We start from the raw sequence: 14174 nt of genomic DNA on the forward strand, positions 1-14174 counted from the left end.
TTTAAGGATCAACAATATTACTAAAAGTTTTATGAGCTCATTTCTACAGAAATTTTGATAATAACGGTTGGCCAAAATCAGTTTGTACTTTGATTTTAGGGAGCTATTCGTTATTGTGAACATAATGCTCGTAGCGTGGTAAACCATCGTCATTGCTTTTGACAGATAACTTTATTTAGCTATCTGATATTTATTTAATATTTTGGAGTTGCAAATGCAAAAAGTCGCTGTCTTTCAGCATGCTGATGGCGAATGTATTGGCTCCATGCGACATTGGTTTGCGGACAAACCTTTTCAATTACTCACCTTCCGGCTTGATCTGAATGACCCTTTACCTTCAGTCGATGAGTTTGACTGGTTATTGATTATGGGTGGGCCAATGAGCACCTATGACGAAACCAACTATCCCTGGCTGATTGCCGAAAAACAACTGATCCGTGAGGCAATAGAAGTCGGCAGAATCGTCCTGGGTATTTGTTTGGGGAGCCAGTTAATAGCTTCCGCTTTAGACGCTAAGGTGTATCCCAATACCCAACTGGAAATTGGCTGGTATCCGGTCAGCAAGACAAATGCAACCGCCAGCTGGATGCCCCAAGATTTAGTGCCTCTGAGCTGGCATGGGGATTGTTTTGAATTGCCGGTCAATGCCACTTCTTTTGCTTGCAGTGCGATAACCCCTTCACAGGGATTTTTCTACGGCAAACATGTTTGGGCATTACAGTTTCATCTGGAAGCTGAACCCGGCACGGTAGAAGCATTTCTGGCACTGGAAAGCAATGGTTTAACAGAAGCAGATTATGTACAGAGCAAACAAGTCTTGTTTGATAACACCAATCAGCTGAGACAAAGTCAACAAGCGATATTTGCGTTGCTGGATACGTTATATCAGAAATCTATTCCTGATAGATGAAAGTGATATTGTTAATACGACTTTCTGAGCTACCGTAAATGAAAAATTGAATGATGTATCCGCTTATAGGTAATCATTTATGCTTTGCAAAATAACAAAATTACCTATCGACTAAATCATTATAAAAACGTTTGTGTATTTATAAGCAAAAAAGTCGACCGCTATTACTAACGGTCGACAAAGGAACACGCTAATGCTCCAGCTGAAAGCGCTTATCAATTATGAATATTTGAAGACGAATAAGGCCTAAAAGGATTTAGATACAGATATTACGTAACGCTCGTCAACAATCTGGTGATTATTATCAAAGCCGTAAAAATCGTGCTCGCCCTTTTTAATATCAGTGTCGTGATACCTTAAATCGACATTAAAACCGAACACATTTCTGCTGATACCAATATTCCAGTGTGTCCAGTCGAGTTCTTCTTTGCCATTTCCATTAGCATCGAGATTTGGACCTTTATTATCAAAAAACTGATAGCCAACCCCACCGGATAATGTAAATCCATTTGGAAGCGAAAAACTGGGATGAATCGCAATATTGTGTGATTGCAAATCTTCAACACCAAACCAATCGGTAATGGTAGGAGAATATTCAAGTTTCAAGTTTAGCCTGCCAAACTGTTTATCAATATAGTTGAACATTTCAAGGTAGTTTGAATCACTATCGCCGGGATACACGTATTGGAAAAACATACCGTTGTAGTTGATGCCAGTGCCAGCTATATCCTGGGTGGTGTAACCAATATAGGGTCCCCAGATGGCATTAATCTTAGGGTTATTGCCCTCTGAATCATTGCCAGGAAATAAGTTGTTAGCCAGATAATATCCAAGATAAACACCAGTATTATGTGTCCATGTGATCGACCCTTTTAACGATGGTATCTTCCCGTCATTTGTTTCAGATTCACCTCGAAACACATAATCTGAGGCAAACTCCACCCAGGTTGAGAACTTGCCGCCGAGCACTTCCTCACGATCCAGATACTCGACAAATGCCACTGATTCTTTGGCTGCTTTAGCCGGGCCAACCTCGGCTTGTCCAGAATCTGCAAAACTGGTCGAGCTGAACACTGTACCCGCCACGAGTAAAGCTAAGTAATTTAATTTAAACGTTTTCATTTGTTGTTAACCTTTTCAACGAGTGAAGCCTGAAGTACTGGCCGGCAGGTAGAGAACTCACTAGGCACCATGCCCTTAACGACATTAGATACAGCAGGTTTCACAAACCCGACAGGTGGTTCAGCCGTTGGGAAAGTTACTGTTAGCTCAGCAGGTAGATCCTGACTTTCTGTGTTTTCTATGCCGCGCGAAGTGTTATAGGGGTCACTAAAAATACCGTAATGACCAGGTTGCATTTTGTAGGTCACTTTTTCTGTCCCCATGCCAGAATTTGCCAAGTATTTATGCGGATCTGTCCAGTCCCGGCCATCAAGATTGGAATAGAATTTGATATCGACCAACAAGGCATCGCAGAGGGGCGTTACCTCTTCATAGGTTGTTGGCCATGATGACCCACCTGAAGGATCAGGGTATCTTCCCCAATCTCCACCTTTTAACGGGCATGCGCCGCCTGAGTCATACGCTGCCCTATCCGGATGATGGACACCATAAATGGGTAAGCCTATGGCTTTTCCAATTTCTCCATTTTCCAGATGAAAGCGAGGTGCTTTTGTGACCGTATTTTTCAGATCATTGGTGTTATCGCCTAATGATTCATAATAAGGCCCAGCTGGACGCACATAACGATGATCGGCATTATCCTGATTGTCATAAACCGCTGTTAGAAAGATATAAGGTTTGTTAAAAAAGGTTCTTTCAACCAGATAAAATTCGCCGTGTGTTTTCGCGGCATCGACTGCTTTCCAGTCAACGTGTAATGAATCTTTACCCTGTTGGCCAACGTTTACCCATGAACGGGCATCCGGGAAATGGTTTAGCCGCAGGACTTTTGCGTAATTTTCTTTTACATCCAGACCCGCACGTTTACCTAACGGCCCAATCTGATTTGCGCCCGGCTGGCTGAAGGCAAAATCCAACGCCTTTTTGGCATACGGGTAATCGTTACCCGACATAGTGCAATACCAGTTCGCCAAATCAATCGGTTCATGCTGATCATATTGATTATCAAAAATCGGATGATTAATCGGCAAATCAACATAGTTTAACTTGCCATCTTCATTAAACTTTTGATCAGGATATTTATAGCCTGACCAGCTTTCATCTGGCAGATAATGACTGTAGTTATCCTCAATATGCTGATAATTTTCTGCTGCCAGAATATCTGCATTTTTGGCCAGACCTTCGCCATCTCTTTTCAGGTAAAAACGGACGGTGCCATTTTCCTGTATCCGCCACAAACCATGTTTACCTTCCCCAATCATTGTAAAAACTTGCTCAACTACATTGACGAATCGATAGGTAGAGTTGGTACTCATGTAGCCCAAATAAACAGGTAAATGCGGAATTTGCGAATGCGTTTTATCCGGACGACCAATACCTAATAAAGCTTTTTGCTTGTTGTCCTCAGTGATCAATTGATCGCTGGTATAAAAAAACGGATCGCCACCTGTCAGATCAGTTAAATCTGCTGCAAGAACACCTCCAGCAGCAGTTACCGACAGACTTATTGAAAGTATTTTGCTCAATTTAATTTTATTCATTTCTCACTCCTTCAGAAGGAGGATGTTTGCCAGCATTGTTATTATTATTTGCTGTTTTATTTGTTAAACATCCGTTGAAATACGCCCTTGACTAAAACTCCGCCCGTTGACCACATGCAAATGCAAGCCCTGAGCTTTCTGTAGAAAAAGTGATGGTTGAGCCGTTAGGAAAAAACAAAACATCACCCGCTTCAGCAGTCACTTCTTGTTCACCGTCAGAAAAGGTAATGCTGCCTTCGAGCATCATTTTGATGTCGTCATAATCGTAGGTATAAACAAGTGGATTACCCGCATCGATTTTGAACAAACCACACGAGATCGGTGATTTCGGGTTACCTGAACCCACGATGTCATCAAAAAATGCCGCAACGCCCGGTTCTTCCATTGAAGCAAGCTCCATTTGCTGTGCATTTTCAAAAAATTTTAAACGTTTGTTCTCGGTTTCATGCTCAACTGCACCGTGCGCCATTGCCAAACTCCCCATTGAAAGCCCCAGTGCTACAGCCCCGATCGTTGTAAGTCTGCTATTCATTTTTAACTCCAAAAATATTTAATTAAGTGCATTCAATGATTTAGCCGTATTGATTTGCCTTGCCACATCACTTTCAGGAAAAACCTCCTGCATGCGTTATTAGTTATATTCCTGACAATTATTACCTGTCAAGTAATTTATTACTTGTAAAGTAATTTACAGTCGATTATAAAGTCCTTAAATGTTCGTGGTAACATGCTTTGCGGCGATTAAACGATTTCAATAACAAGGCCTTAAGATTCTGGTATTACGATGAAAAAAAACGGATTTGGCGAACGCCTGAAGGTGTTACTAAAGCAAAAGTCGTTAACTCAAGCTCAAGTTGCTAATGCGGTTGATACCTCTGTGCCTTCTGTGAACAGATGGACCAAAGGTGGAGAGATTGAATACGAGAACCTGCGTTCACTGGCTGATTTTCTGGAAGTAAACTGGGTTTGGCTAAGATATGGCGATGAAGCTATCGAAAGTTTGCAATCTGCTGAGCCTGAAAATGGGGCAATGAAAGATCTACGCCGGGAATACCTGAATCAGATTCTCGAAAACGAAACTCGCATGAAGGCAGCGCTGGAAATGGCGCAAATCATCAATTGGGAATGGAATGTTCTAACGGGCACGGTCACCTGTTCGGAGAATGCCACGGATCTATTTGGCGTCGCGGTTGATCACTTACCCAATTGCGTAATGCCATTCACAAAACTACCAATCGAACAGTTAATTGATATTTTCGGCAGCGGCCAACCCTATAACTGGGACTTCGAAGTGACTGATGATCAAGGTCAAACGAGGTGGTTTTCGTCAAGAGCTGAACTTGTTTATGATGCCGCGAAACGTCCGGTTAAAGTCATTGGTATCAGTGATGATATTACGGCACGTAAAGAAGCAGAAACGGCTCTTGCAAAAAACGAATATATTTTAAAGAAAATAATCGACATTATTCCATTGGGACTTTGGATGGCTGACGAAACCGGAAAAATCAGTCTGGCCAACCCTGAGGTGCAGCGCATCTGGGGGGGGGCAAAATATGTGGGACTTGAACAATATGGTGAATATAAGGGGTGGTGGGAAAAAAATGGTCAGGAATTAGGTGCTGGAGACTGGACACTCGCCCGCGCCGTCAAAAATGGTGAAACCAGTTCACCAGAAGTAGTTAATATAAAGGCATTTGACGGTGAACAGCGCACCATCATCATGTATGCAACTCCGCTTCGTGATAACGACAACAAGATCATTGGTGCTATCGAAGTTAATCAGGATATTACTGATCTGAAAAACACTGAAAGGGACTTGAAAACCTCATTGGCGCAATGGCAGGCCGTGTTTGACCAGGATGAATTTGCAGTCATCCAACTCGATAATAATCTGCAAATCAAAAAGGTCAGTGAAAAACTCAAAAAATCATTGAAGCCAAAAGCAAAAAAATGGCAGCTGACTGATCTACTTGATCCAGCTATTGCAGAAAACATACTGCAGCAACTGGCCAAGACTCAGCGAAAGAAATTTATTAGCTTCAGTATTGACGGTTCAAGCATCACTGGCACTGACAAAAATGTGCCTATTTATGTCATTCATGATGAAAGACAGGATCGTAATCCAATGACGTTGGTTTTTTTCCTGATGTAGCACTCAGCACGTTAGAAGAGTAGAAACGAATCAGAGTGACCAGTTAACGTGTTTAGAGACTGTTTTTTGAGCTGAAACTATTAAACAATTAGCTGACCGTTGTCTGACTGATAACTTATCAACACTAAATACCTGCCTGTCCCTGATATAAAGATATCTTATAAAAAATGAAATGGTGTCATTCAAACGATAGTTGAATAGTCTGGAGGCACTGCAAAACATGGCTGAGCATAATTTTGCTCATGATATCAGTCCTGTTAGAAATTCAACTTTAGAAAGCAGCTAACTTTACATCCCGATAAATAGCCCGTCTTCAGCTCAAATTATTAAAGGTAATGAATGTCTGCCGTAGACTACAAATATTCAGACTTCCAGAAAATGATTCTGGCCACTGTAATTGTAATTATTGCTCTGAATCTTCGTCCGATTCTTGCCTCGGTTGGGCCTTTGCTTCCGGCTATTCAACAAGATATACCAATGAGCTTTAAGCTCGCCTCGTTACTGACCACATTACCAGTATTTGCGATGGGTCTATTCTGTTTGATTGGTTATACCCTGGCCAAACGTTTTGGGGTCAATCAGATCATTATTTTTTCAATTCTGTTACTTGTCGTCTCGGCAGCATTAAGATTATGGGCCGTTAACGCCAGCGTCCTGATTATGACTGCTTTGTTAGCGGGTTTGGGCATCGCCTTAATTCAGGCGTTAATGCCGATGGTCATCAAGAATATTTATGGATCACAACATCCCAAAATGATGGGGTTTTATATCACTGGAATTATGGCTGGTGCAGCAATATCGGCTTCTTTATCGCCATTTATTGAAGCGGAATATGGCTGGAAAATGGGACTCGGTAGCTGGAGTCTGCTGGCCGTGGTGGCATTGATAGCCTGGCTGCTTTTTAAACCTGATGCGCGATGTTTTCAGCATGAAAATTCAACGGATATCAAAACGCCCGGATTATGGCGCAATTCTCGTAGCTGGTATCTGGCTGTCTTTTTTTCGCTCGGTTCCAGCTGTTATGTTTGCGTGTTAGCCTGGTTGTCGCCTTATGCCATTGAACAGGGTTTTAACGCGAAACAAGCCGGATTGATGCTGGGCTTATTAACTGCGATGGAAGTGGTTGCCGGTCTGCTGTTCCCTGCTCTGTCAGCAAAAAACATTGATAGACGACGGATTTTGTTTATTTTATGTATTCTCCAAATCATCGGTTTTGGTGGTATGGCTTTGAGACCGGATATCAGTCTTTGGCTTTGGTCAGCGATTGCCGGGCTGGGAATTGGCGGCATTTTTCCAATGGCGTTGATTGTGACGATGGACCATCAACCGAATTCTATGCTGGCGGGAAAACTTGCTGGTTTTGTCCAGGGTATCGGTTCAATGATTGCCGCGATAGCACCCTGGATTGCAGGTTGGATTCGTGATTCATTACAGAGCTTTTCTATGGCCTGGATTGCACTCGCTGGATTAGGAATGATCGCCCTGCTCATGGCCTGTGCCTTTAATCCACATCGATATGCCGCCATTTATTCAAAAAACGCATAATCGTTACCGTACTACTCTGTCAAATACGCGCAAATGAAACCAATTACTGCTTAAACAGTCCCCTTTAGGGTCACGTTTTATCTGCCGTGGACAATGGCACCCTGCATGACGATGACGTCTTTCAATGACTTTATAATTGCTTGCGACGATTATCAATATCGCCCCAAAATCTGTAAGGTATTGTTTTATTTATTAAATTTCAAAAGGTGGTAATTTATGGCAGAATCAGCGAAACACAGCTTCAATCCGGATAAAGGTTATATTGCATTATTAGGATGGAGTCTGAACGCTGTTGAAGCTGCCGAATCATTTGACCGACAATATGTTGTTGTCGCGCCTGATTGGGCAGAAGAATACTGCACTGAGCACAACATTCCCTACATCAAATGGAATTTTGAACGACTCAATGATCGTTCTTTGGAAATTGCCCAGACCCTGCAAGAAGCCGGTGTTGATGTGGCGATTCCCTTGTTTGAGGAAACGGTTGAATGGGCCGGTGCCATCAATTCGGTGTTAATGGATAACCCAAGATTATTTGGTCAGTCGCTGTTATTACGCGATAAAGCTCTGATGAAACGTCGCGCTCAACTGGGTGGAATCCGGGTCGGTATTTTCGAAGAGGCCCATGATAAAGATGATGTGGTGCGTTTTCTGAAACGTGTCAATCAGACCTTGCTCAAACTTGATGGTGATCCCAACGACCCTATTCATCTTAAAGCCTTTGATAAAGCCGGATGTCTTGGACATCGGGTAATTCGTACCCCTGATGAAGTGGATATGATCCCGGATGAAGAGTTTCCAGTTTTAATGGAATCACATCTGGATGGCTGGGAGTTCGCTGTCGAGGCCTGGATCCATAATGGCAAAATCCGTTTTCTGAATATTTCTGAATATGTGACCTTGGGTTATTCAGTGTTTGTACCGGCAACCCCGGAACTTGAACAATATCGTCCGGAAATTACCAGACAAATTGAAAAACTGATTAAAACCTTTGATATTGAGTTTGGCTTTGTGCATCCGGAATACTTTGTGACGAGTGATGGCGAAATGTACTTCGGTGAGGTTGCTTATCGCCCGCCAGGTTTTAAGGTTTTCGAACTATTAGAGCGGGCTTATGGCTTTAACGCTTACCACGCTTTGATTTTGTCGTTTGATCCAAAAACAACGGAAGAAGAAATCAGCAGTTTCTTTCCCAAAGAAGTGGTTGACGCAAAAGGCGTCGCTGGATGTTTCGGGGTCTACCCCCGTCGTCGCGTAGTCAGTCGTTTGGAAATACCACAAGACACCGAAGATCATCCCTATTTCGATTTCCATGAGCTTACTGCACCACTTGAAGAAACCGTCACCAAACGGACCGCCTTCGGTACCCATTGGGGTTTGTTATACTTCTTTGGCCAGGATCCGCTCGTCATGCGTGATTTGCTAAAAGAACAGGAATCATTGGATTTCTATATTTAGTCGATTGGCGTTATTGGCATTACGTGTTGCAAGCAGAAAAAGTAGGAAAACAGTTTGATTGAATCCAATGTCATTGAAAATCCAGATCCGAATCATCCTTTGCTGATTGAACGGCTGGAAGAAGCCATTAAACAACTGCAACAGGCGCCAAGTTTCAGTAAACCCACTAAGGCTGGACGCTTGTTTGATATCGTAAAACGGGTATTACATGCAGATGACGGTTTTAAACTTATTACGCAGTATATTGATCGTATTGAACAGGCTGGAGCCTTTGATAATTCGGATTATGCCAAACCGCAAATCCTGATACCGGCGCTCAGTGCCCCGGCATTGCTGAGCAATGATGTGTATACCGTGATCATTGAAACCTTGAGTGAATTACGGTTTTTGGCGGTAGCCAAACAAGACTTCGTACACCCGGAGATTTCGTCAGAACAGGCACATCACTTTCTGACACAGGTACTCGCGGTTAATCTGAGACGCTTATTTTCCGTGGCTGATGAAGCTGAACGCGAGTTACAAGGACGCTTAGCGGATATCAGTCGGGGTCTGTTGCAACATCTGGCAGAAAGTATTGGCTATGAGCATGTCATTGATCAGTTGATTGATGAAATCTGGCGGATTCTGCAACAACGGCCTATTCAAGTTGAGCATGTCAAACAGATGGTCACGCAAATTGCCATCTGCCGGCAAAGTCCCGATATTGATATGGGCAACAGTGGTCAGGGTGCTGATCGGTTGATCAGTAGTCTGTTTGGCCCGACTCAGGCGTGTCGTGAAGACCCGGGTGTCGAAATCTATCAGCAACGGCTGCAGAGCATGGATAATGCCGCATTACAGTACGAAGCCAGCGGATTTGCTCGTGCGATGCACGATACCGGCCTGGTTTCGCCCTATCATTCAGTATTACTCCGTCATTTATCGGAAGAGACTGATTATTTGCTGAGTGAGGCATTAGGATTATCTTCAACAGGTCGGGATTGTCTGCTTTCTTATAGTGATCTGGTTCGGGCATTGATTGCCAAGGCTATTCATCCTGAAACCGCTCAGGGTATTTATGGTCTGGCATTGATGCTGGAGCGTGGCATTCTTTATCAATCAGCTATGGCCCCCTCTTTGTGGCGCCAGTTATCACTGCCTTTATCCCCCGCTGCCGAGCAACGACTGAATTCCTTATTTGGCGATTCACCGTGTGCGAGCAATCGATTACTGGCGGGCGTGTTGTGCGTGCTCGGACAACCATTAGGTATTGGCCAGGGTAATAACCCTACCTGTCAGTCGGCACGTGCCATGTCGATGTGGGCCTATAACGATCCAGATTATCTGTTGCAGATGGTCGTCTGGGCTGCACGTGATGATGAAATCATTATGCATTTCGAAGGCAAGGCGATCTCTTCACAAGATAGTCTTTCGGGTATCGCCAGTCATTTGCCAATGGATTTGGATCCAGTCTCATTAATTTTGGTCCCGCATCTGGATCGGATTTATGCTGAAATGGGTCGTTGCTGTATCGACCGCGAAGGCGATCCGCATCGCTGGGTCAACCCTGAATTTCACGGCTGGTGGTGTGGACGTGGTTTCAGTATTAATGTCGATGTAGCTTCAGGCAAATTAATGCAACTTGAAGTATTTCTCAGACATTTTTATGCCAGTTATCATCCCTATTACAATGACAACCAACCACTGATTCATCCTCAGCCAGCCGGTATCGCTGTCACCGACAGTGCTATGCGCTTTGTAGGCTGGCATGCCATCACTATTTTAAGGGTCACTCTGGATCCGGATAATGTCATGCGGGTCTATTTTTACAATCCCAATAATGACAGTGGCCAGAACTGGGGGGATGACATTCAGGTCAGTACTTCAGGGCATTCTGAACGTTTCGGCGAAGCTTCATTACCATTTGAAGAGTTTGCCTCGCGACTGTATATCTTTCATTACGATCCGCTCGAACCGGGACAGTTTGCTTTGGTTAAAACCGAAGAGTTACAACGCGTTATTGAACGCATTCATCGCAGTTGGGGAGCCAGCCGTTTACCTGAATTAAACAGTTAAGTTCCGGCCTTGTAACACGGTTTTATGGTAATTCTGTGTGGTCTTCATGCACTGATTTTGTGTCAGGATTGGTTTCTGTTTCAGTCAAGTTGAAAACCTGGTTCCTTCCACGGTTTTTCGCATGATAAAGCGCTTTGTCTGCCTGATAGAACAGTTCATCGAGATCAGCATGACCATCCCATTCTGCTACACCGAAGCTCGCCGTTATCTGGACTTTCTGTTCTCGATAGACTACCTGCAGATTTTCGATTTCCTTTCGGATACGCTCTGCCACAATATCTGCCATTTGGTGGTCAGCACCGGATAAAAACACCAGGAACTCTTCTCCGCCCATACGACCAAATAAATCCCGAGGTCTAATTGCAGTGCTGATTGGCGTGATAATTTCGCGTAACACCATATCTCCGGCTTCATGCCCCAGATTATCATTAACCAGTTTAAAGTGATCCAGATCGATCATAATGGCACTGGCGGTTTGTCCATCCAGCTTTAACCGATGTAATTCGCGTTTCACTTCACTGAGAAAATGCCGCCGATTGGATATGCCGGTCAGCTCGTCTGTGGCAGCACTCTTGGCCAACAGATTATTAGCCTGCTGCAGTGCCTGATTCACTTCTTTCAGCGCTATCGTACGTTCATTTACTCTTTCTTCTAAAAATTGATTCTGTGCTTTCAACGCATTTTCGTGTTGCTCAAGCACATCACGCTGTTCAGCAATTTCCTGAATCAGTAGGGCTAAACCAACCGAAACAATGGCGATTATGGCCAGGTATTCCTGCGTCAACCAAACGGCATTCTGCGGCGTATTCACAATAATAGGATGCGTACCACGCATTAAATGTTCAACAGCAAAAATCGTTATCAATGTAACGGTCGCTGAAGCGCCAACCACCCCCAGTCTGATGGCCGCCACCACACCAAGCAGAACCAACCATATCGGGGTAAAAAACAGGAATGCTTTTTCATAGGATTCAACGCTAAAGCTTTGATACCCAATAATAATGACTGCCATCCAGATCAATAGTGCTTCCAACAGAAAATGCAGTTTAAAATGCGGTAATCCTGCCTGAATCCATCGCCATAAAACAACGATTAATGGCGTTAATATCAGCATCGCCAATGCATCACCGAACCACCATATCTGCCATAAACTCAGATAACTGGTATCCGTTCTTCCAAGTAACAAATATATCCCAGCACCGAACATTCCAGCCAAAGCAGCCGATAGAAAGGGTGCAAAGAATAAAAAGTAAGCACCGTTTTTTAACCGGTCAAAATTAAAATCCTGACCACTTTTACGTCGAATCAAAAATGCAGCTAAAGACACCGACAAAATATTTATCAATGAAAAGCCAATAGCTGACCAGACTGGAAACGCCGGAATAGCCGCTATCAGTTCGGCAATGATGCCGGCCACAGCAACAAAAGGCAGATAACGACAGGGATAAATTAAAAAAGCAGCGAGCAGAATTGCATTAGGCGGCCATAAAATGGCGATACCTTCAGGTGTTATGGTTTGATGAATCCCTATTAACGCACCAAAATAATAGGCAAAGCCTACAAGCAGCATTGCCTTGAAGACATTAAAATCAAGATATCGGCTTAACGGCAAGATAGGCTTTAAACCAATAATCATTGAAATGATGACCTACGTTGACTGGAGAACATTAGAAAAGACCTGATGGCAGATGGTTTATTCAACAATGTTCTATCAATCATTATCCCCCCCGGTGAACTGCTTGCAGATCAGTTTCTTATAAAGCGTTTTTTATCGTTTTATAACAAATGACAAAAAATAATCCTGTTGTCTACCGTTTTTTTATTATTGAATTTCGTTGGATCGTGTTTAACACTGATATTACTGAAATAAACTATTTTTTATCTCTTTGCCTATAACGAAAAAACAATCATTACACCCACGATAGATAACAGTATTGCGGCCAGTTTATGCCAACCTGTCAGGCGTTTGGTTAGATAGGTCTGACCCGCTGTTGCTGCCAGATAGGCATAAATACTTTTAACTCCGCCAACAGCGAGTATTGTCAGCAACAGAATGATAGCGGTGTCGATGCTGGTTAACTGATTCAAATCCAGCCATGCAGGAAAAAACCCCATATAAAACAGGATGGCTTTTTGATCCAGTAATGTCACCATCAGTCCCATCATAAAACTGGTTTTTAATGACGTTTGTCGTCCAAAATCTACAGGTTCATCAACAACAGGTAGTGGCTTTCTTCGCCATAAATGAATCGCCAGCCAGAAAAGATAGCCTGCTGCAATAAACCGAATGAGCCATTCCCACTCTCCAATCCACGGTAGCAGCAGAGTCATGCCATACAGTGCGATACAGATAAACAGGATATCCGCCAGAACAATCCCAAAAGTGACGGCTATACCATGCCTGAAGCCATATAAAGCGGCTCTGGATGAGACTGTAAACACACTGACACTCGGCATGGCGGCCAGTACCGCCAGGCTCATTAATAAGCCAGTCATGGCCTGTATACTTAAACTTAATTCCATTTACAAAGGCTTTGATAACAAATAAGTTTTAATAAAAACATTTCAGCTGGTGGATAATCTGACGCTTCAATCTCCAGAGCCTGCTAACCTGCAACTATATGCGTTTTTTTGATATTCAGGAATCTGGTTATTTCACCCATCATCAAAACATGACCAATCAACCGCTTATCAATAACCGATTATTTAAACGACGTTATGCCAATGCATTTCAATGCTTGATATTGTCCGGTTTGTTTGCTTTTTTGACAGGCTGTTCGCTTTTAACCCCTGATCCTCCGGCTAATCAAAATAATATATGCAGCATATTCCGCGAACAACCACAGTGGTATGACTATGCAAAAGCCTCGGAAAAAACATGGGGAACCCCCATAGCAACGCAGATGGCTTTTATTCACAGCGAGTCGGGTTTTCGTAGCAATATCCGCCCCCCAAGGCGCAAGTTACTGGGATTTATTCCCTGGAGCAGGTCTTCGTCAGCCTACGGATATGCTCAGGCACAGAATCCGGTTTGGGGAGAATATATGAAGGATGTTGGCAATCCACTGGCCAGGCGCACGCATATGAAATATGCCACGGACTTTATCGGCTGGTATAACCAGCGCACTCAAAATAGGCTCAATATCACCCTGGATAATCCGACTCACCTTTATCTGGCTTATCATGAAGGTCAAACTGGCTATCGTCTCGCAAGTTACCGGCAGAAACCGCGTGTGATAGATACTGCACGTCAGGTTGGCGAGCGAAGCAGATTATTCTCCAGCCAACTATCTCAATGTGAACAAGAGTTCAAATGTCGACGTTTTTATCAAATTGGGCCGCTCTGTAAAAAATAAGCCTGCTGACACAAGGCGGTCTGTTGGATATTTCA

Annotated in this window: 11 protein-coding genes; 6 read left to right on the forward strand and 5 right to left on the reverse strand. The window is 43.5% G+C overall.

All coding sequences use genetic code 11. The features are described from left to right. The first annotated feature begins 214 nt into the window (after positions 1-214). The gene (locus B2337_RS10085; protein ID WP_292415189.1) at positions 215-910 is read left to right on the forward strand and encodes a type 1 glutamine amidotransferase; all 696 of its coding nucleotides are present in this window, start codon (positions 215-217) and stop codon (positions 908-910) included. A 246-nt stretch (positions 911-1156) separates the two neighbouring features. Here the strand turns inward: B2337_RS10085 and B2337_RS10090 are convergent, their stop codons facing one another. The 3 genes from B2337_RS10090 to B2337_RS10100 form a co-directional block, all read right to left on the reverse strand. Further along, positions 1157-2032, reverse strand: a complete 876-nt coding sequence (locus B2337_RS10090; RefSeq protein WP_292415191.1) for a TorF family putative porin — start codon at positions 2030-2032, stop codon at positions 1157-1159. Next, on the reverse strand, positions 2029-3573 hold the full coding sequence (locus B2337_RS10095; RefSeq protein WP_292415192.1) for a hypothetical protein: 1545 nt from the start codon (positions 3571-3573) through the stop codon (positions 2029-2031). Before B2337_RS10095 ends, B2337_RS10090 begins: the two co-directional genes overlap by 4 nt. Positions 3574-3664: 91 nt before the next feature. After that, a complete protein-coding gene (locus tag B2337_RS10100) occupies positions 3665-4105 on the reverse strand; it encodes a cupin domain-containing protein (RefSeq protein ID WP_292359174.1) in 441 nt (146 codons plus the stop codon). Between the two features lie 252 nt (positions 4106-4357). Between B2337_RS10100 and B2337_RS10105 the strand changes: the two genes are divergently transcribed. From B2337_RS10105 to B2337_RS10120, 4 genes are all read left to right on the forward strand, one after another. Beyond that, positions 4358-5725 (forward strand): PAS domain S-box protein, encoded by a 1368-nt coding sequence (locus tag B2337_RS10105; protein WP_292415193.1) that lies wholly within the window; start codon positions 4358-4360, stop codon positions 5723-5725. Between the two features lie 339 nt (positions 5726-6064). Beyond that, positions 6065-7270: a cyanate transporter gene (locus B2337_RS10110; protein ID WP_292415194.1), complete on the forward strand. Its 1206-nt coding sequence runs from the start codon at positions 6065-6067 to the stop codon at positions 7268-7270. A gap of 216 nt (positions 7271-7486) precedes the next feature. Further along, positions 7487-8728: an ATP-grasp domain-containing protein gene (locus B2337_RS10115; RefSeq protein ID WP_292359169.1), complete on the forward strand. Its 1242-nt coding sequence runs from the start codon at positions 7487-7489 to the stop codon at positions 8726-8728. 54 nt (positions 8729-8782) lie between these two features. Beyond that, positions 8783-10783 carry a hypothetical protein gene (locus tag B2337_RS10120; protein ID WP_292415195.1) on the forward strand — a complete coding sequence of 667 codons (2001 nt, stop codon included), beginning with the start codon at positions 8783-8785 and terminating at the stop codon, positions 10781-10783. 22 nt (positions 10784-10805) lie between these two features. Here the strand turns inward: B2337_RS10120 and B2337_RS10125 are convergent, their stop codons facing one another. Both B2337_RS10125 and B2337_RS10130 read right to left on the reverse strand, forming a co-directional pair. Then, positions 10806-12419 (reverse strand): sensor domain-containing diguanylate cyclase, encoded by a 1614-nt coding sequence (locus B2337_RS10125; protein ID WP_292415197.1) that lies wholly within the window; start codon positions 12417-12419, stop codon positions 10806-10808. A gap of 254 nt (positions 12420-12673) precedes the next feature. Next, positions 12674-13306 (reverse strand): LysE family translocator, encoded by a 633-nt coding sequence (locus B2337_RS10130; RefSeq protein WP_292415199.1) that lies wholly within the window; start codon positions 13304-13306, stop codon positions 12674-12676. Positions 13307-13404: 98 nt separating this feature from the next. Between B2337_RS10130 and B2337_RS10135 the strand changes: the two genes are divergently transcribed. Then, positions 13405-14139 (forward strand): hypothetical protein, encoded by a 735-nt coding sequence (locus tag B2337_RS10135; RefSeq protein ID WP_292415200.1) that lies wholly within the window; start codon positions 13405-13407, stop codon positions 14137-14139. The last annotated feature ends 35 nt before the right edge of the window (positions 14140-14174 follow it).

Origin of the sequence: Methylophaga sp. UBA3192, from assembly GCA_002363955.1 — a bacterium.
Classification (GTDB): Bacteria; Pseudomonadota; Gammaproteobacteria; order Nitrosococcales; family Methylophagaceae; genus Methylophaga.

Excerpts from the sequence above, each read along its gene's own strand:
- B2337_RS10085 (WP_292415189.1), top strand. The coding sequence starts at position 215 with ATGCAAAAAGTCGCTGTCTTTCAGCATGCTGATGGCGAATGTATTGGC.
- B2337_RS10090 (WP_292415191.1), bottom strand. The coding sequence starts at position 2,032 with ATGAAAACGTTTAAATTAAATTACTTAGCTTTACTCGTGGCGGGTACA.
- B2337_RS10095 (WP_292415192.1), bottom strand. The coding sequence starts at position 3,573 with ATGAATAAAATTAAATTGAGCAAAATACTTTCAATAAGTCTGTCGGTA.
- B2337_RS10100 (WP_292359174.1), bottom strand. The coding sequence starts at position 4,105 with ATGAATAGCAGACTTACAACGATCGGGGCTGTAGCACTGGGGCTTTCA.
- B2337_RS10105 (WP_292415193.1), top strand. The coding sequence starts at position 4,358 with ATGAAAAAAAACGGATTTGGCGAACGCCTGAAGGTGTTACTAAAGCAA.
- B2337_RS10110 (WP_292415194.1), top strand. The coding sequence starts at position 6,065 with ATGTCTGCCGTAGACTACAAATATTCAGACTTCCAGAAAATGATTCTG.
- B2337_RS10115 (WP_292359169.1), top strand. The coding sequence starts at position 7,487 with ATGGCAGAATCAGCGAAACACAGCTTCAATCCGGATAAAGGTTATATT.
- B2337_RS10125 (WP_292415197.1), bottom strand. The coding sequence starts at position 12,419 with ATGATTATTGGTTTAAAGCCTATCTTGCCGTTAAGCCGATATCTTGAT.
- B2337_RS10130 (WP_292415199.1), bottom strand. The coding sequence starts at position 13,306 with ATGGAATTAAGTTTAAGTATACAGGCCATGACTGGCTTATTAATGAGC.
- B2337_RS10135 (WP_292415200.1), top strand. The coding sequence starts at position 13,405 with ATGCGTTTTTTTGATATTCAGGAATCTGGTTATTTCACCCATCATCAA.